The following is an 18556-nucleotide window of genomic DNA, read 5'->3' as shown; positions in this document are numbered from 1 at the left end:
TACCTTAGGTATAAGGTAATATTAGTCATTATCATTTTAGGGCAACAGCAAGGGACGATTATGATCAATCCAGCAAAACTTGAAGAAATTGCTAAGCAAATCACCAACAACATGCCGCAAGGTGTAAAAAACCTAGCAGATACACTGGAAGGTAAAACCAAACAAGTTTTACAAAATAAGCTGGCTGAAATGGACTTTGTTAGCCGCGAAGAATTTGATGTGCAAAGCCAAGTACTTATTCGTACTCGTGAAAAACTCACTGAGCTTGAAGCAAAAGTTGTGTTACTAGAGCAACAACTAAATGCTAAAAATAACGCCGAGTAGCACGTACTACATCTGTATACTCAGCCACAAAAAAAGCAGCCAAGGCTGCTTTTTTGCTTTTAGCTTTAACATTTACCCACTATGTATTAAAAAGTGCCTCTAATACATAATATTGCAGTGGTTGTTGCTGCGCCAAACTTACAGCACACATTTTTAGCGCCACTTGCTTACCCGTAATGGGTTTATAACGTTTTAAAAAAGGAAGTTGAGTAATAACCGGTAACACAAATGCGCCTATTTGCTCAGCTATTCGTGTATCGTTTCGCTCACCCATTAATAAAGACGGCTGGAATATACTTACTTTTGCAAAGCCCAGCGTTTTTATGTGCTGCTCAAGCTCGCCTTTCATTTTTAAGTAAGGGCTGATGCTGTGCGCATTAGCGCCGCTTGATGACACTAAGCAATAATGGCTCACTGCATTGTTTGCCGCCATTTGCGCCGCAATAAACTGATAATCAAAATCAACTTTACGCTGCGCCGCGGTTGAGCCAGCCTGCTTTTTAGTAGTGCCCAAACACGAAAAAAACACATCCCCTTTAAATAACGCGCAGTAGTTAGTTAAACAATCAAAATCAATAACCTGATTAGTGAGCTTAGTATGTTCAACGTCCAGCTTACGGCGAGTTATAGCAATCACATGGCAAAACGCAGGGCTTTGCAGTAAAAGCGTTAATAGCTCACTCCCCACAACCCCTGTTGCCCCTATGATTATCGCCGTTTTAGTCATTGTTTAAATTACTCGCAACCGGCTTTAGCGAGTACATGTGCAACGGCTTTTTTATACACATCGCCTTCTTCATCAGCGCAGGTTACAACCGATGATAAATCGTGCAAGTGGCCGTTCTCTAATCCATATACCCAACCATGAATTGTGAGTTCTTGACCTTTATCCCATGCATCTTGAACTATGTTTGTTCTGCACACGTTGCGTACTTGCTCAATAACGTTTAGCTCTATTAAGCGGCTTAAACGCTGTTGCTCATCCATTGCATTAAGCTGCTCTAAGTGTTTTTCTTTTACGTCGCCAACATGGCGTAACCAGTTATCAATAAAACCAAATTTGGCGTTATTTAATACCGCTTGTACACCGCCACAGCCGTAGTGTCCAACCACCATAATATGTTTTACTTTAAGCACCTCTACCGCGTATTGCATTACCGATAAACAGTTATGGTCAGTATGTACCACCACATTAGCTACATTACGGTGTACAAATAATTCACCCGGCAGTAAATCAACAATTTGGTTGGCAGGAACACGGGAGTCTGAACAGCCAATCCACAAGTACTCTGGGTTTTGTTGCATTGATAATATTTTAAAAAACTCAGGGTTGGCTTCGGTTGTACGTGCAGCCCAACGTTTGTTGTTTTCGAATAAATTTTTTAGCTTTCTCATTGCATCTCTTATTTAGGACGGGATAGAAATTACACCCCAGAAAAGACAAATAATGAGCGCCTTTTTAGTTGGTGTTTGCAAGAATTAAAATATTGCGAGGAGTTAATTGTTTCTCACAAAAGGTGGTAACTGAAACGTGATAACCTTGCTGTTGCAAATATAAAGCACGATCGAGCACAAGCCAAACTTCTATTGCTCTTCTAAACACATGTCGAACCAGTTCGATTCGCTCTGTTACTTTTTTACGCGCCTTACCAATTAATAAAAACTTATCGTAATCAGTATCTTGAGGGATACTTATAGACTTTTTATCCCCCGCCCAAGCGCAAAACTGTGCAAACGTATCAGAAAACACGGCTTTGTTAACTGAAGGCACACTCACGTAATATTGTTCATGAGTGAGTGACTTTCGAAGTGCGTCAAACCCTAAGCGCCATTCCACCTCAGTTTTTCGTATTTTAGCTACACGTGAAGGGGCTGTAACTGTTTCTTGCAGCGCCAGTTTTAGATCGCGGTGCGTTAAATTAAGCTTACTAGCAAGGGCAAGCTCACTCATTGCCTGATAACGACTATCGGTAAATAAGTGATAACAGCACGGCGAAAAACTAATACGTTTTACCCTAGCGGCGCTGGCGTGTTGCATAAATGTTTGGTGCAGTGCGCCACATGCATGCAGTGCAACCGCATGTGTGTCGGTATTAAAAAAATGGCGTGTTTCATCTTCAAGCACATTAGCTTGGCTAAATTTCATCGCTAAACCTTGCTTGCGTGCACTGTGCTCTCCTTGCTCGCAAAGATGCCCTTGTAGCTCAACACTGTGTACGCTTTGCGCGCCGTTATAAGCAAGCATTCGGCCTAAATGCCCTTTACCTGCGCACCATTCAAGTACAGGCTGTGTATTACTCGTTAATGCTGAAACAAAGTCTTGCAGTTGCTCAAACTTACGCCCTTTAATACCGTTACTTATCCAAAACGGGTATTCACCGCGTTGCTGCTGGCTTTTTGGTAAACTGCACAGCTCAGGTAGCTGCTCTACCCCGGCAATAAACGGGCTAAAAAATTGATAAAGCTGTTGTTGATCGTTATCAAGCCTTGCGACATCTTCATCTGATAAGTTATTTAACGCCGCTTGTAGCTCAGGCCACGGTAATTCATCAAAATCAAATGCTGTACATTGCCAATATTCGCGGGTATTCATTAGCACTGCATCGAGTGCTGCAAACTGCTCAGCTAGGTTCATAACAACTTAAAATAGTAAAAAGACGTTTAATTATACCAGTTGCGCAGAGCAGCATTAAGCGGTTATTTTTTTCCAAGTATTAAACGCAAATAAAGGGGGATCGAAATAATACTCACAATAAAGGCGGCTATTAGCATCCACGACAGTTGTAATCGCTCTGGCTCTTGGTATTTATAAACAAACCCAGCTTTGTGCTCGTCAAATTGCGTTTGCTTAATGCCATAATAATCAGCAATTAAGCGCCACTTGGCCATCGACATATTCCCTAAATGGGTCGTAGGCGGCATTATGTAGTCTTTCAATACTTCGGCTTCATAAGCTAGCTGATGAAAACTTTTGTTTGGCGCATACACTTGCTGAGTAATTGCTATGGCTTCATCCATATTCATCATCGCGTAGCGCCAACCTTTTAAGCTCGCTTGGTAAAACTTTTCGACCGTTTGCGGGTGCTTTTTAAGCATTGATTCGCTGGTAAATAACACATCACCATACACATCCATGCCATAGCGCTGTGGGCATATAAGGCGGTGCGATACCCCTTGCTGAGTCATAAAGTAAGGCTGAGTGGTGACATACACTTGCATTGCATCAAGTTTGTTTTCTTGCCACGCTTGTAGCGCAGGCTCATCGCCTTCGTATACCTCTAAAGTAGCAATATCAATACCGCTGCGTTTAAGCATAACTAGCAGCTCGGTACTGTCTTTTTTACTCACTTCGGTAATACGTTTAGCGGTAAAATCGCGAGGGTGAAAAATATCAGAGCTGTCTTTTACCATCCAACAGTACGGAGAAAACTGTAAAATAGCCGCCATTGCTACAAACGGTTGGCCGTTTACTCTTTGTTGTAAAATCCCCGAATGCGCTACGCCAAACTGGGCTTCTCCACTTGCTACAGGCGTGAAAGTGTCAGGCATTTTAGGATCGGCTTCGCGTATGGTTACATCAAGTCCGGCGTCTTTGTAGTAGCCTTTTTGCTGAGCCATGTAATAGCCGGCGAACTGAAACTGGTGGGTCCATTTTAGTTGTAAAGTGACTGATTCTTGAGCCATTAGTTGGCTGCAAAAAAGCAAAATTACAAATATTAATCCTTTAATAAGCAACTGGGTGTTCCAAATAGTAGTCATTAGCTGTAACTATATTTAAAACACACGATAAAGCAAGCATGCAAACGTGCATACTTGCTTATAAAAACCCTAAGCTGAGGCTAAATTGTCAACGTTTGGGCTTTGTGGCTGAGAGGTTAAAAACTGCGTAAAACACGGGTTATGTGTTTCATCTTGTACACTGTAACCTAAGCGATTTAAGTGCTCGTTAAACATATCAAATTGGCTTGGCTCAATAGCAAAGCCCGCCAGTACATTTCCGATAGACCCCCCATGATTGCGATAATGAAATAAAGTAATATTCCAATTGCTACCTAGGGTATCTAAAAAGCGCGCAAGGGCTCCTGGGTATTCCGGAAATTCAAACCGTAATAACCTTTCGTGTAACTGCTCCGGTGCTTTACCCCCTACCATATAACGTACGTGTAATTTAGCGAGTTCGTTATCTGATAAATCGCAAAATTGGTAGTCGTTGTTAGTTAGGTCTTGTTTTAGCTCGTTGAGTTCTTGCTCACCCTGGCGCAGGGCAATACCTACAAATATTTGCGCTTCACCTGGGCCTGCATAACGGTAGTTAAACTCAGTAATAGCCCGACCACCTAAAGAGGTGCAAAACTGCTTAAAGCTGCCTTTTTCTTCTTTAATGGTCACCGCAAGTAGCGCTTCGTTTTTTTCACCTAGCGCAGTACGCTCAGCCACATAACGTAAGCGATCAAAGTTTAAGTTAGCACCCGAAAGCACCGCTGCTAAATGCAGCCCTTTTAAGCCCGATTGCTGGCTCCACTTTTTAAGCCCTGCGGTTGCAAGTGCACCTGAGGGCTCTGAAATGGCGCGAGTAGAGACAAAAATATCTTGCATGGCGGCACAAATTTCATCGCCACTGACAGTTACAACTTCATCGCAAAATTTTTGCGCTAAGCGAAATGTTTCACTGCCAATAATTTTAACCGCTACGCCATCGGCAAAACTGCCAACACGGTCAAGTTCAACAGGCTCGCCCGCTTTAAGCGCGGCTTGTAAACATGCACTTTCGTCAGCTTCTACGCCAATGACTTTTATATCGGGGCGTAATGATTTGATATAAACCGCCATACCAGCAAGTAAGCCACCACCGCCAACAGGGATAAATACCGCATCAAGCTCGTTGAGTTGCTGCATAAGCTCGCGAGCCACTGTGCCTTGCCCCACAATTACGTCAGGGTCATCAAAAGGCGGTACAAATACGCCATTGCGTTGCTCTGTTAGTTCAAGTGCATGTGCTTTTGCAGCATCAAAATGATGGCCATGTAAAACCACTTCACCGCCCAGCGCACGTACCGCACTTACTTTTATTTCAGGCGTGGTAACTGGCATAACAATAGTGGCTTTATGGCCAAGATGTGAAGCACTAAGCGCCACACCTTGTGCATGGTTACCCGCAGATGCCGTAATAACAACAGATCCTTTTGGTAACTTGTTTAATTTATTATAAGCACCGCGTAACTTAAACGAATACACGGGCTGTTGATCTTCACGCTTTAACCAAACATGGTTGCCTAATTTATCACTGAGGTCGCGCATTTCGCTGACCTCAGTTACTTTAGCTAGCGGTTCCATATTGGCCTGAATAATAGCGCGAAAATAATCGAGCTCTTGAGAAACCATAATTAGCTAAGCTCCTCCAGTTTGGCTAAATCACGTACTGCGCCTTTATCGGCACTGGTTGCAAGTAATGCATACGCTTTTAATGCCGACGATACATAGCGGTCACGATCAAGCGGCTTATACGCTTGCTTACCACGCGCTAATTGCTTTTGTTTACGTGCTTCTAGCTCTTCATCACTTAATGCAAGGGTGATTTCACGTGTTGCGATATCAATGATAATTTTGTCGCCATTTTCAACATACGCAATAGCACCGCCACTTGCCGCCTCTGGCGATACGTGGCCGATTGATAAACCAGAGGTGCCGCCCGAGAAACGACCATCGGTGATCAAGGCGCATTTTTCAGCAAGGCCTTTTGATTTTAAGTAACTCGTTGGGTAAAGCATTTCTTGCATACCTGGGCCGCCTTTAGGGCCTTCGTAGCGAATAACCACAACATCACCGGCTTTTACTTCGTCGTTTAAAATACCTTCTACTGAATCATCTTGTGATTCGTACACCACGGCGGTGCCTTCAAAATGCAGCATTTCGTCAACTACGCCTGCGCTTTTAACAATACAGCCATCAACCGCTAAGTTACCTGAAAGCACAGCTAAGCCACCATCTTGTCTAAAGGCATGCTCAACACTACGGATACAACCATGCTCTCGGTCGTTATCGCCTTCATCCCAACGGCACTCTTGGCTCATTGCTTTTGTAGTACGAATACCGGCAGGGCCTGCACGGTAAAACTTTTGTGCTGCTTCGTTTGTAGGATCAGTCGCATCCCACTTTTTAACAAGCTCACCCATCGTCATACCCGCTACGTGGTTTACCGATAAATCAACTAAACCTGCTTTACCAAGCTCACGTACAATTGCCATCATGCCACCAGCGCGATGCACATCTTCTATGTGGTACTCAGGTGTAGCTGGGGCTACTTTACATAAAAATGGGGTTTTACGAGAAAGCTCATCAATGTGCGACATATCAAAATCTACACCGGCTTCTTGTGCCGCTGCTAATAAATGCAATACAGTATTAGATGAACCACCCATAGCAATATCAACCACCATAGAGTTCATAAAGGCTGTTTTGTTAGCAATTGCACGCGGTAACACGTCGTGGTTGTCTTTTTGGTAGTACTCGCGGCACAAGTCAACAATGCGAGCGCCGGCTTCTACATACAGTTGCTTACGATCTTTATGCGTTGCAAGCGTTGTTCCGTTACCCGGTAGTGCAAGGCCAATAGCCTCTAATAAACAGTTCATTGAGTTGGCAGTAAACATACCCGAACACGAGCCACAGGTAGGACACGCAGAGCGCTCTACTTGCTCTGAATCAGCATCACTTACTGTTTCATCAGCGCCTTTTACCATGGCATCAACTAAATCTAGTTTAATATCGATGTTAGCAAGTTTGGTTTTACCCGCTTCCATTGGCCCGCCCGATACAAAAATAACCGGTATATTTAAACGTAGCGCTGCAAGCATCATCCCTGGGGTGATTTTGTCACAGTTAGAAATACAGATCATCGCATCAGCGCAGTGGCCGTTAACCATATACTCAACAGAGTCTGCAATTAAGTCGCGAGAAGGCAGTGAGTAAAGCATGCCACCGTGGCCCATTGCGATGCCGTCATCAATTGCGATGGTGTTAAATTCTTTTGGTACGCCGCCCGCTTGCGTGATTGTTTCAGCCATTAGCTCACTAAGCTGATTAAGGTGTACGTGCCCTGGTACAAATTGCGTAAACGAGTTAACTACAGCAATAATAGGTTTACCAAAGTCGGTGTCGGTCATGCCTGTTGCGCGCCATAATGCACGTGCGCCTGCGCGTTTACGTCCTTCAGTTGTTGTTGCACTTCTTAATTTAGCCATAGTTACCTCTGTTTTGCCGCTGTGTAAGCGGGCATTCCTCATTCTAAAAATTGTTGAGTTACTGATGGTTATATTCAGTAACGCGTAAATGTGTTTCGTTAGCAGTTACACTGCTTGTTGCTGTAAATTTTCTAAGCTGATTTTTTTCACGTCTACCAACTTATTTAGCTGGCTGGTTAATAGATGAATAGGCTTATCGCTATCGACCGTCATTGCTATCGTATATTGAGCTTCATCTGTATTAAGCTGAAAATGCGTAAGGTCAAAACCACGGTGACGCACAACACGTAAAAAGCGCTCCACCGCAATACTTTGGTTTTTCAATGCAATAGTTAAGCTGTGTTTCATTGTGCTTTCTCCGTAATCATTTCGTCATTTGCAGCCCCAGGTGGTACAAGCGGCCATACGTTTTCTTTATCATCTATACAGGCATGTAAAATATACGGCCCTTCGCTGTTTACCAGTGCAGTGATTGCATCGTCTACTTCGTTGGCTTTAGTAATAGTTTGCCCAGGAATACCAAATACTGCCGCTAACTGAACAAAATCAGGGTTATCTGAAAGATTGGTTTCAGAGTAACGCCCTTCAAAAAACAGTTCCTGCCATTGACGAACCATACCTAAGCGTTGGTTATCTAATATTAGTATTTTTACTGGTAAATTGTTACGACGTATAGTGGCAAGCTCTTGAATGTTCATCATGATTGAGCCATCACCCGACACCGTTATTACAAAATCGTCTGGGCGTGCTACTTGTGCGCCAATAGCCGCCGGTAAACCAAAGCCCATAGTGCCTGCGCCACCACTACTTAAGTGATTACTTGGGTGGTTAAATTTCATATGTTGCGCCACCCACATTTGGTGCTGGCCTACATCGCAGCACACTACGCCTGTTTTTGGCATACGCTGGCTTAACTGGTTCAATAAATACGGAGCAAATACTTTTTCGCCTGGGTAGTCATAACGCCACGCGTGTTTTTCGCTCATGAGCTTATTTGTATCGCACCATGCTTTAGGTGTTACAACACACTCAAGTGCGGGTAATGAGGTTTTTAGATCAGCAATTAAGGACGCTTTAGCAGGTTTGCGTTTACCTACTTCGGCCGCGTCAATGTCTAAGTGAATTACTTTTGCTTTGGCTGCAAATTTGGCTAAGTTACCCGTTACGCGGTCATCAAAGCGCGCGCCTATACATACAAGTACATCACACTCTTGTACTGCTATGTTAGCCGCTTGTGTGCCGTGCATACCTAGCATTCCTAAGTAGTGCTCGTAATCTGGTAACACACTGCCTAGCGCTTTTAATGTTGAGACTGCTGGCATTTGTGTTTTGTCTAAAAACTGCATTAACTCATTTTGCGCATCGGCGGCTTGTACGCCACCACCTACATACGCTACTGGCTGCTTTGCTTCAGTTAATAACTGGTTTGCAATGGCTACTTGGTTTAAATCAAATTGTGGTAAATATTCATCAGCAGCTAACCAAGGTTTAAAAGGTACTTGCGCCATTTGAATATCTTTTGGAATATCTACAAGCACTGGGCCTGGGCGACCGCTTTGAGCTAAATGCATGGCTTCTTGTAATATTTCAGCTAAGTCTTCTGGGCGCTCTACCATGTAGCTATGTTTAGTACACGACAGTGACATACCTAGTACATCGACTTCTTGAAATGCATCTGAGCCAATAGCGGCAGTCGGTACTTGGCCTGTAATTGCTAATAATGGCACTGAGTCCATCATTGCATCGGCAAGTGCTGTTATTAAGTTAGTAGCGCCTGGGCCTGAGGTAGCAAAACAAACGCCTAATTTGCCTGTGCTGCGAGCATAACCCACTGCGGCAAAACCAGCACCTTGCTCATGGCGAGTAAGGTAATGCTTTACAGGCGCGCCATACAGCGCATCGTAAATGGGCATAATAGCTCCGCCAGGGTAGCCAAATACTTCATTTACGCCGTGCTTGGCTAATAAATCGATTGTTAGTTCTGCGCCTGTCATTAATTAATCCTCATTCCTCAGTGACAACCCAATTACATACTTACTTAAAAAACTTATAGCTAATACCAATCCGCAATAATACTTAATTATTTTGAGGGGGCTAAAAGTGTCGCTATCTGCGTTAAAAAATTCTCATTTAGAACAACTAAATAGCAAATTTTTTGCCTAGCTATCAACACGTTTATCTATCCTCAAAATAGATCACTTAATTAAGCGAATTGGTATAAAATTTTTAAAACTTTGTGCTTAAAACTAAAAAGCCCTCCGAACGGTTAGGTGCGGAGGGCTTTTTAATGCTTAAGTTTATAGCACTACGAAGCCCTCGCGGGAATAATCACCACGATAATAATCAGGACTAGGTTAAGTGCATTTGTAAGCATGAAATTAATACCAAAATGTGTTCATTTGTTACGAAGTAATACTCTTCGCTCTGTATATGTATTTGTACCGTGCTGAGGCGAGTAAGTCAACACCAAACTTAATTCAACAAAAGAGCAAAAAGCGACTTTAAACGGATTTTAAATTCACAAAAAAAGGCTTAAATGAAAAATATATACCTTAATTTGCAACAAGTAAATTCACTAGCCACATAATAGCCATATAGGGCTTGATTAATTTTTGATACATTGTAGTACAAATAACAGCGCAGCACGGTAAATAACTTAAAACTTTGCTAATTAGGCAGGTTTACTCCGCGAGCCCTATTACGCACCACTCAATTACATTCACCCAATTTAAACAAGGTGCCCTAGTGCAACTAAACTCATAAGCGCATTTAAAAGTGTTTAATATAACCAAATAGGTTTATTAAAGCGCTTTAATTTAAGCTAGTATTTAGGCAACTCAATTAGATTTAAGGACAAACCATGCAAGCCCTCTCTCGAATTAGTCAGTTTTTTATACTGGCACTTTTTATAGCAACTAGTTTTAATAGTGTCGCGGCACCGGCATTATTTAAAGTAGAAAAAAACGGTACTAGCTCTTACTTGTTTGGCACGGTTCACGTAGGCGATGCCAGCATGAAAGGCTTACCAGAAAAAGTAACTAAAGCTATAGATCAAAGCGAGCAAGTTGTTGTTGAAGTAGATATTAGTAAACTCACGCCTTTGCAAATGCAGCAGCGTTCAATGCCCTTTATGATGCTTAAAGATGGCAAAACATTACAAACAGAACTCTCAAAACAAAACTACAATAAGCTTAAAGACTACTTTGCTAAAAAATCGATTGATATAGCTATGTTTAATGGCCTCAAACCTTGGGCTGTAATGGTAACCATGATGCAGATTGAATTTCAAAATGCAGGGTTTTCTGACCAAACAGGCATAGACAAGCAAGTACTTGCTTACGCTAAAAAGCAAAATATCACGATTGGAGAGTTAGAAACGCTAGAGCAACAACTGCAAATGTTTGATGGCATGGCTTTGCTCAGTAATGAAATGATTGAAGAAACGTTTGAACAGCTTGCCGATATTAATACTTATTTTATTAAGTTAGTAAACGCCTGGAAAAATGGTGATATGGATACGCTGACTGAATACTACAACATGAGTTTTGACGAGAGTAACTACGGTGAAATAAGCGAGCAAGTTATGCTAGTTAATCGTAATAATAAATGGGTGGAGCAATTAGTGCCTCGCTTAACTAACGAAAAGCTATTTATTGCTGTAGGCGCGCTGCACTTACCGGAGCAGCATGGTTTAATTAAACAGTTAACTGATGCAGGCTTTACCATTACTCGCCTATAACGTGGCGTTAAAGGTTGGGCATATTCAGCCCAGCCTTTAATTAAAATCTTCCATTTTTAAGTAATGCTCAATCCCTTTAATTTTGTCTGCCGCATGGTGATTTACATAAATTACAGTGCTGGTATTTGCGGCACAAATTTTCTCTATTAATATTAGTACTCGCTGTCTATTTGCTTCATCAAGCCCCAAACAAGGTTCATCTAAAATAAGTAACGTGGGGTGTTTTACCATAGCACGCACTATTAACAGCATGCGCTGATCGCCGTATGAAAGTTGCGTAAATGAGCTATTTTGTTTATCGCCTAACCCAATCAGCGCTAACCATTGCTTAGCTGTATTTACCTGTGACTCTGTTGGCTTTTGATATAAGCCAATGCTGTCGTAAAACCCAGAAATAACCGTATTCAATGCCGATATACTTACTCGATAATCCATATGCAGTGCATTTGATATATAGCCAATATGCTGTTTTATATCCCAAATACTTTCACCGCTTCCGCGTTTAAAACCAAATACCTGAATATCATTGCTGTAGCATTGAGGGTTATCGCCAGTTATTAAATTTAATAAGCAGGTTTTACCTGAGCCATTTTTACCACTCAATTGCCAGTGGTGATGTTTATTAATTTGCCAATTGAGATTTTTAAATACATCAACCCCAGCGTAGCTAACCTTTGTATTACTAAGCTTAACCAATGTATCGGCGGTATACTCTGCACGGCCTTGGGAGTCATCCGGTTGAGGTATTTCTAAAGCGGTATGGGTTAAATGCAGTAGTTTAAGCAAGTCAGCACGCTGCTCTGCGTTTGGATTATTAAGTACATGCTGCAACTGCCCCTGATTTACATAAGCGTAATGAGTAATAAACGGTGGGATTTCATCAAGCCTATTTAACACAAACACAAAGTTAATTGTTGAGCTAAGTGTTTCTAATAAAGTGTTTAGCACCTCACACGAATGTTTATCTAAGCCATCATATGGCTCATCTAGTACCACTAAATCAGCATGACTACTTAGCGCATTTATAAGTAGGAGTTTACGGGTTTCGCCGGTAGAGAGATCTCTAAAATGCCTCTCTAAAAGGGCGCTGTAATTAAAGGCATCTATTAGTTTTGTACGTAGCTCATGATTGTAGCTACTATTTTGAGGGAAGATAAAATCTTTTACTAAGCTGTGATGTTCATGCTCAATTTCGTTTTTGATTAACTGCTTTTGCACATCAGATGACACAAGCTGCGTGCTATTAAAGGTACTTTTAAAAGTACCACTTTGCTGCTTAGCTTCACCCGTTAATGCGGCGCTCAATGCCGATTTACCTGCGCCATTAGCGCCTAATAATAGCCAGTGCTCACCAGCATTCACTTGCCAACTTAAGTCATTAATTGTGAAACGGCTTTTACCTTGCCCTTTTAAATAACCACTAAATTGTTCAAATACAATACTTTGCACAATACTGCCTTCACCATAAGCTAAATAAACAACTTAACGTATAGTAAATTGCTTTAGCAAGCGTATTTAATTGCGTATTAATTTATTTCATTAGCTATGCACACATTTACTAATGCATCAGCCACTGCCTGCTTACTTATGGGTTTATGAATATGCTCACTCGCGCCATATTCATAAATCAAGTCCATGTCTTCGGCTGAGGTATTTGCTGTAACAACGATTATGGGCATGGTTTTATTTAGCTCTTTGCGTATTTTTTTAGTCGCTTCAAAGCCATCCATGACCGGCATATTTAAATCCATAAACACCACATCATAGTGAGCCTTACCTACCTTTTCGCAGGCTTCTAGGCCATTTACAACGCATTCATAGTCCACACCTAACGTTGCCAAAATACGTGTGAGTAACAAGGTGTTTAATTCGTTGTCTTCAACCACAAGGCAAAAAAGCTTTTTTTCGACTTCTCTTTCTGTTTGCTGGTTAGTAATTTCAATCGGCAAGTTAAGCGTAACATGAGCGCCACTCGCTGCGTTGTTTTTAAATGAAAGCGAACCATGCAGCGCTTTAACAACATACTGCGCCCGTGTTAATCCCGTTCTTAGGCCTTGAAAGTGGTTAGTTTGTTTAAATGAGTCAAACTCTAGTTCTGTTATTTCGCTAGAAAAACCACACCCACTATCATTAACGGTTAATTGTAATTGCGAGTTTTGCATGTTTGCAGCAACTTCAACCTCGCCCTTGTCGGTAAACTTTATTGCATTGCTAATTAGCTCGGTTAATACATGCTGTAAGCGCTGATGATCTAACTTACAAAAACAATTAAGAGACTCATCAAAATGAGTGATTAATGTTAGCCCTTTTTGCTGCGCTGCATACTCATACGCCAACACCACTTTGTTTATGGATTCTAAAAGGTTTTCGTTTTTAAGAATTGGCGCCCACTTTCCTGTGCTTAGTGCTTGTAGGTCTTGTAGCTCATCAAGCATAGATAGAAGTCTAAGGGCGCAGTAGCTTGCTTGCGTTTTAATATTTTGCTGCTCGGAATCGATGGTTAGCTCATCAATCGACGTAATTAATCCTTGTAACGGTGTTCTAAATTCGTGGCTTGCTCTGGCAATAAAGTGCTCTTTGTTTTGGCTCATTTGCGCTACAAAGTCCTTTTGTTTTTGAAGAGCTGTTAAGGTGCGTTCCACCTCTTTTTCCATCGGCATAAACACAAATCTTAGCTCAACGAGCAATAACACCATGGCGACTAACCAGCACAGCAATTCTAAATTAGACACGCGGTTAACTTTTTTTACTGCATGTTGCTCAAATAAAGTAACCGCGCGGTCAAGCTTAGCTAGCAGGTTTTCTACATGTGCTACGTTGAGCACCTGTGTGTCTACCTCGCCTTTTTGGTACAGCAGCCAACTAGCTTGGGCAATAAATTCATTCACTTCGCTATCTAGATTAGCTGGCTCAGCAAAGTATAACTTTACTAATTCTGGCGTTAAATAACGGTAACTACTACCTTGCTTAGTAAGTAATACCTCATGAGCTGTTTTAAATTGTGCGAGAGAGTGTTCGAGGGAATTGGTATGGGTAGCAATATCGATTCGTGATGAAAGAAGTGCATTGCTATGCCAAGCAATTTTTTGCGAGAGCATGCGCTGCTTACCTGCCATATTAATAATTTTGGCATCGTACTTTTGTACAGAAAAGCCATACTGCAGCAACAATGCTGAGCCACTTATTAACAGAGCAATAGCAATAAGCGCCCATCGGTAACGCTGTCTTACATTGGCAATAATTTTAAACATACAAGGCCGCTTTTTTATTTTAAGTGTAGCCTATATATAGAAAACTCAACATCAGCTTTAGTAATTATATAAATAAAAAGCCCAGTAACATGACTGGGCTAAATGTATTAAGTGTTAGGCAAAAAGGGCAATACTTGCGACACTTTTGTAATTACCAGTTAGCGATTTTCTAATCGGTTGTAGTCAAACATACCAAATTCAACGCCGCGATACTCTTTAGCTACTTGGTGCATTATGTCGCTGTATTTCCAAAACTCTGGATGTGAGCGACGAATACCAAATTTTACTTTTATTGCAGCATAATCTGCTTCAATTTGCATCATAGGTAATAGCTGTGCAAATTCACCCACTTCATTTTGATCATTTAAATACCAAATAGCCGCAGGGTAATCACCAATAAAGCCTGGCACTAGGGTGGCGGTATCTTCATCATAAGCGCGCTGCCCATCTTCATTTAATAAGCTGGAAATATTGTAATGCGCGTTGTGATGAATAAGCGTATAAGCTTTATGTGAAGCATCGTCTTGCTTAACCAAAATATACGATAACTGCGGTAATAAATTTATAGCCTTAGCTGGCATATTGTTCAGTGCATTTAATGGCGTGGGTACTTTTGTGTAGTCGTAGTGCTCACTCAGTACTGGCGCTAAAGTTTGCTTAACTAACCCATACAGCTCGTGTTGTGGGTCATCCGTTTTATATTCAATACCGCTAGGTTGGCTAAACTCTCGGTTGTTTTTAAAAAACTTAGATAAGCTTGGCGGAGACTTTCTATACCAGCTTTTTTTAATTTGATGGCGCTTCGCTTCAGGTAATAAAGCCAAAAAGTTTTGCTCACCCTCTAAACGTAAAAAGTCCATGTATAAGCGGGTCACTAATTGGTGGCCGATATTTCCGTATACATCAAAGCCTGCAACAAGTAAGTAATGAATACGCTCAAATAGCGCATAATCTAATACCCACATAGTTTTAGGCTCTTGACCAATAAAGCCTTTCACTACCGTGGCACTATCAAAATGGCGAAATATTGTAAGCGCTGCATTTTTGTTATGGCCTTCACCTTTCCACAATAGGTCGGTTGTTAAATGCTCTCCGTTTTTAAACATCTCGTTAGCCAGTTCAACTTTGGCTTGTAAGTATTTTTTCTCACGCACTGAGTATTTAACCCAGCTAGAGATAGGCAATGCATTGCTTTCTTCTGCTGCAGGTAATTCAAGGGCTTCTTCGTGCTGAAGCAACATATCTTCCACTGCTGGAGTCGCGACTTTTTCAGGGTCTGCAAAGGCAACCCAAAAATGATCGTTAATCACATTAAGTGCAATTTGGCCGCGGCATACAGGGCCCTTAATAAAGCCCATAATAATTAGCTCAGCTTCATCAAGCATAAATTGATACTTAGAATTAATAGGAATTACTTCAAACGTTTTAAAAGGATTAGATGCCGCCTCGCTCTTATAACTTGGCATTTTAGTAACCGTATAATCGGGAGCTATAAATTGCTCATAAATACGTGCAAGCTTTGCATCATCAAGCTTTAGCGGTAAATGTGTTTTTGATAAAACAGTTGAGCGATCCTGTAGTAAACGGTAATACACACGACTCACTTTAGGGTCATCGTATGGTCGGCGCGTATTAATTAGCTTAATTTCTTCGCCTGGCGGCGTACTTGAACGAACCAGTTTAAAAAAGCTCTGTGGTTTATCAGAACCAAAATAAATATGGGCTAAAAACCAATGCTCGTAAATATAACGTGCGGCTAATTGGTATTTTAAGCTGTCTTGATTTAAAAACGCTTCCCAGTTTTTAACGTTTGTTAGCTCGGCTTTGGTGGGCGGTTTAATATGCGCCATTTTTCCACCGTCTTTAAGCCATTTTTGTAAATGATAAAATTCCTGGCTAGACACGCCCGGTAAACCGTAAGGCATACCGCCATGAGGCTGCTCTGCAGCTAAACGATCGAATTCTCCCATAGTGGCGCACGTTTGAGAGCGGCTAAGTGAAAAGTCAAATTCGTCATCAAGAATTTCATTCTCTGGTAAGGGTGCGCTTTGCTTAAGCACTAATGAATTAAATAACACCCCACCGGCAAGGTTTGCTTCTGGGTTTTGGTCACGTTCGTTAAGTACCGGAGTAAAGCCCTTTTTACGCCATTGCTCAGTGCTGGTTGCATCAAATAACAACCGGCTTGGTGTAGTGGCTAATAGCCGTGTACCATCATAAACAAGCTCTTTGCTTAGCCCTCTATCTATCCCTTCAGGGGACGAAAGCTTTAGCTGACAAGGCGCATCATAACAGCCATGGCATACTACACAGCGTGTATCTAGCACAGGTTTTACTTCTTGCAAAAACTCGGCACCAGCACCTGTATCATGCGGCACTATACGCTGCTGCGTTTGTTCATCACCAAATAAGTCGTTGTAGTGAGCATTGCCTAAATAAGCACACCCGCTGAGGATAATAAGGACGAATGTACTGATCAGAATTTTTTTCATTCTTCGTCCTCATCACCCAGGTCGAAGGTTGGCATCATATCCATTTGTGGAGAGACAAAAGTTTGGTTGTCGTGGGTATTTAACACCACACTTAACAGTGGCCCGTGGGTCAGCGTTATTTGTGCATCGTGCTCTTGGTTTAACAACGCATTAAATTCGCTGCTATGCGGCGCAAGCTCATACTCTTTTAAACTAATAGCGATACTGCTATCAGGTGCTGGGTTTTGGCATATCTGCGTCAGTAGCTCATCATCAAGAGCAAATGAAATGTCTAAATCGGGCTTTTCTACATCTCGCTCACTAAGCGACTCATTTAAAATAAATAACGGTAAGGTTAATTTACTATCTTGTTCAAATTCCATTGTGCTCTCTTGCTGACTGACGGTGTAATTACCCGCCATTATAGCAAAAAAGCACATAATTACTGCGCCTAAATAACCACTCTAAAGTCTAAAATTTAGCCTTAAGCGCTGTTAATGACTAAGCTTTAATATCATCCATTGCCGATTCGATAATAGAAAATACAGCCCCTTGAGGGTCGCAAATAACACTAAAACGCCCTACATCAGGAATATCTGTAGCAGGTACACATACTTGCCCTCCAAGAGTCGCCGCTTTTTTTACATAGCTATCGCAGTTATCCACGGCGAAGTAAATCATCCAATGGGGGGGTACGTCTTGTGGCCACTCATCAGTCATTTGTAGCATGCCTGCTACCGGCTTACCTGCAACTAAAAACAAGGTGTAATCCATACCTTCCATAGGCTTTGTTTCACTTTTCCACCCCAGTAGTTCACAGTAAAAATGTCGGCTTGTTTCACTATCGCGCGTTGCCATTTCATGCCAATAAGGCGTGTTGAGCTCACAAGGACGCTTACATCCTATATGCTCTTTACCTTGCCACAATGCCACCGTGGCACCCGCGGGGTCTTTAAGCATTAACATACGCCCTGCATCCATAACATTGTGAGGGCCTGCTATAATTTGCGCACCGAGCTCTTGCGCCTTAATTGCACATGCATCAACATCATCTACGGCAATATAGGTAAGCCAGTAGCTAGGCGTAGAGACCACTTGCTCTTTAGGCATTTGATACATGGCAGCAATATCGTCACCTTGCTTTTGTAGCATAGTGTAATACTCATCATCGCCAATGGGCTGATCGTCATTTCCCCACTCAAACAACGAGGTATAAAAAGCTTTCCCGTCTTGCCAATTATGAGTACACAGTTCAGCCCAGCAAAATATACCTTGCGGATAATTATTTTTATTATTCATCGCCCATTTCCTGTTGTAAATTTAAGCCATTTTTAGCTTAGGCTAATACCATGTAAGTGTCGATAGTTATTCACTCAATAAACCCCCTTACACATCAGTGACCACTTCTACTCGGGCTTTGTAAAGCCAAGCCAAACAACATTATTTACATTAACGCCAAGCAGCTAAAAGTTGATAGCTAAAAACTAATCACTTTTTTTCAGGCAATAAAAAAGGCCACCGAAGTGACCT

General features: G+C 41.8%; 15 protein-coding genes. 2 read left to right on the top strand and 13 right to left on the bottom strand.

All coding sequences use genetic code 11. From position 1 onward, the window contains the following. Positions 1–60 precede the first annotated feature (60 nt). Entirely contained in the window at positions 61–324 is a 264-nt protein-coding gene (ubiK, locus tag B4F91_RS05260; protein WP_004589302.1) for a ubiquinone biosynthesis accessory factor UbiK, read from the top strand. Positions 325–403: 79 nt separating this feature from the next. Here ubiK and B4F91_RS05255 read toward each other — a convergent pair whose 3' ends face one another. The 8 genes from B4F91_RS05255 to ilvG form a co-directional block, all read right to left on the bottom strand. Next, a complete protein-coding gene (locus B4F91_RS05255; protein ID WP_286937842.1) occupies positions 404–1051 on the bottom strand; it encodes an NAD(P)H-binding protein in 648 nt (215 codons plus the stop codon). Between the two features lie 8 nt (positions 1052–1059). Continuing rightward, positions 1060–1719 (bottom strand): carbonate dehydratase, encoded by a 660-nt coding sequence (gene can / locus B4F91_RS05250; RefSeq protein ID WP_024032154.1) that lies wholly within the window; start codon positions 1717–1719, stop codon positions 1060–1062. A gap of 64 nt (positions 1720–1783) precedes the next feature. After that, positions 1784–2959 carry a methyltransferase gene (locus B4F91_RS05245; RefSeq protein ID WP_286937844.1) on the bottom strand — a complete coding sequence of 392 codons (1176 nt, stop codon included), beginning with the start codon at positions 2957–2959 and terminating at the stop codon, positions 1784–1786. Positions 2960–3021: 62 nt separating this feature from the next. Next, positions 3022–4008, bottom strand: a complete 987-nt coding sequence (locus B4F91_RS05240) for an ABC transporter substrate-binding protein (RefSeq protein ID WP_288635408.1) — start codon at positions 4006–4008, stop codon at positions 3022–3024. Between the two features lie 144 nt (positions 4009–4152). Next, positions 4153–5706: a threonine ammonia-lyase, biosynthetic gene (gene ilvA, locus B4F91_RS05235; RefSeq protein WP_004589297.1), complete on the bottom strand. Its 1554-nt coding sequence runs from the start codon at positions 5704–5706 to the stop codon at positions 4153–4155. A gap of 2 nt (positions 5707–5708) precedes the next feature. Beyond that, on the bottom strand, positions 5709–7565 hold the full coding sequence (gene ilvD, locus B4F91_RS05230) for a dihydroxy-acid dehydratase (RefSeq protein ID WP_024032149.1): 1857 nt from the start codon (positions 7563–7565) through the stop codon (positions 5709–5711). A 105-nt stretch (positions 7566–7670) separates the two neighbouring features. Continuing rightward, positions 7671–7913, bottom strand: coding sequence for an acetolactate synthase 2 small subunit (gene ilvM / locus B4F91_RS05225; RefSeq protein WP_248531388.1), 243 nt, complete (start codon positions 7911–7913; stop codon positions 7671–7673). Next, the gene (ilvG, locus tag B4F91_RS05220; protein ID WP_286936621.1) at positions 7910–9559 is read right to left on the bottom strand and encodes an acetolactate synthase 2 catalytic subunit; all 1650 of its coding nucleotides are present in this window, start codon (positions 9557–9559) and stop codon (positions 7910–7912) included. Before ilvG ends, ilvM begins: the two co-directional genes overlap by 4 nt. An 866-nt stretch (positions 9560–10425) precedes the next feature. Here ilvG and B4F91_RS05215 point away from each other — a divergent pair. Next, positions 10426–11304 (top strand): TraB/GumN family protein, encoded by an 879-nt coding sequence (locus B4F91_RS05215; protein ID WP_004589293.1) that lies wholly within the window; start codon positions 10426–10428, stop codon positions 11302–11304. Between the two features lie 36 nt (positions 11305–11340). Here B4F91_RS05215 and B4F91_RS05210 read toward each other — a convergent pair whose 3' ends face one another. From B4F91_RS05210 to B4F91_RS05190, 5 genes are all read right to left on the bottom strand, one after another. Continuing rightward, entirely contained in the window at positions 11341–12753 is a 1413-nt protein-coding gene (locus B4F91_RS05210; RefSeq protein ID WP_286936620.1) for an ATP-binding cassette domain-containing protein, read from the bottom strand. 77 nt (positions 12754–12830) lie between these two features. Then, the gene (locus tag B4F91_RS05205) at positions 12831–14555 is read right to left on the bottom strand and encodes a response regulator (RefSeq protein WP_286936619.1); all 1725 of its coding nucleotides are present in this window, start codon (positions 14553–14555) and stop codon (positions 12831–12833) included. A gap of 158 nt (positions 14556–14713) precedes the next feature. Continuing rightward, a complete protein-coding gene (locus tag B4F91_RS05200) occupies positions 14714–17047 on the bottom strand; it encodes a fatty acid cis/trans isomerase (RefSeq protein WP_029774303.1) in 2334 nt (777 codons plus the stop codon). Then, entirely contained in the window at positions 17044–17409 is a 366-nt protein-coding gene (locus tag B4F91_RS05195) for a hypothetical protein (RefSeq protein WP_029774302.1), read from the bottom strand. The genes B4F91_RS05200 and B4F91_RS05195 overlap by 4 nt, the downstream gene beginning before the upstream one ends. A gap of 118 nt (positions 17410–17527) precedes the next feature. Further along, positions 17528–18325 carry a VOC family protein gene (locus tag B4F91_RS05190; protein WP_288635407.1) on the bottom strand — a complete coding sequence of 266 codons (798 nt, stop codon included), beginning with the start codon at positions 18323–18325 and terminating at the stop codon, positions 17528–17530. Between the last annotated feature and the right edge of the window lie 231 nt (positions 18326–18556).

The sequence above is a fragment of the Pseudoalteromonas sp. UBA6610 genome (assembly GCF_002433295.1).
In the GTDB taxonomy this organism is placed as follows: domain Bacteria; phylum Pseudomonadota; class Gammaproteobacteria; order Enterobacterales; family Alteromonadaceae; genus Pseudoalteromonas; species Pseudoalteromonas atlantica.
The sequence above is the reverse complement of the archived record's forward strand: the minus strand, read 5'-3'. Positions and strand labels throughout refer to the sequence as shown.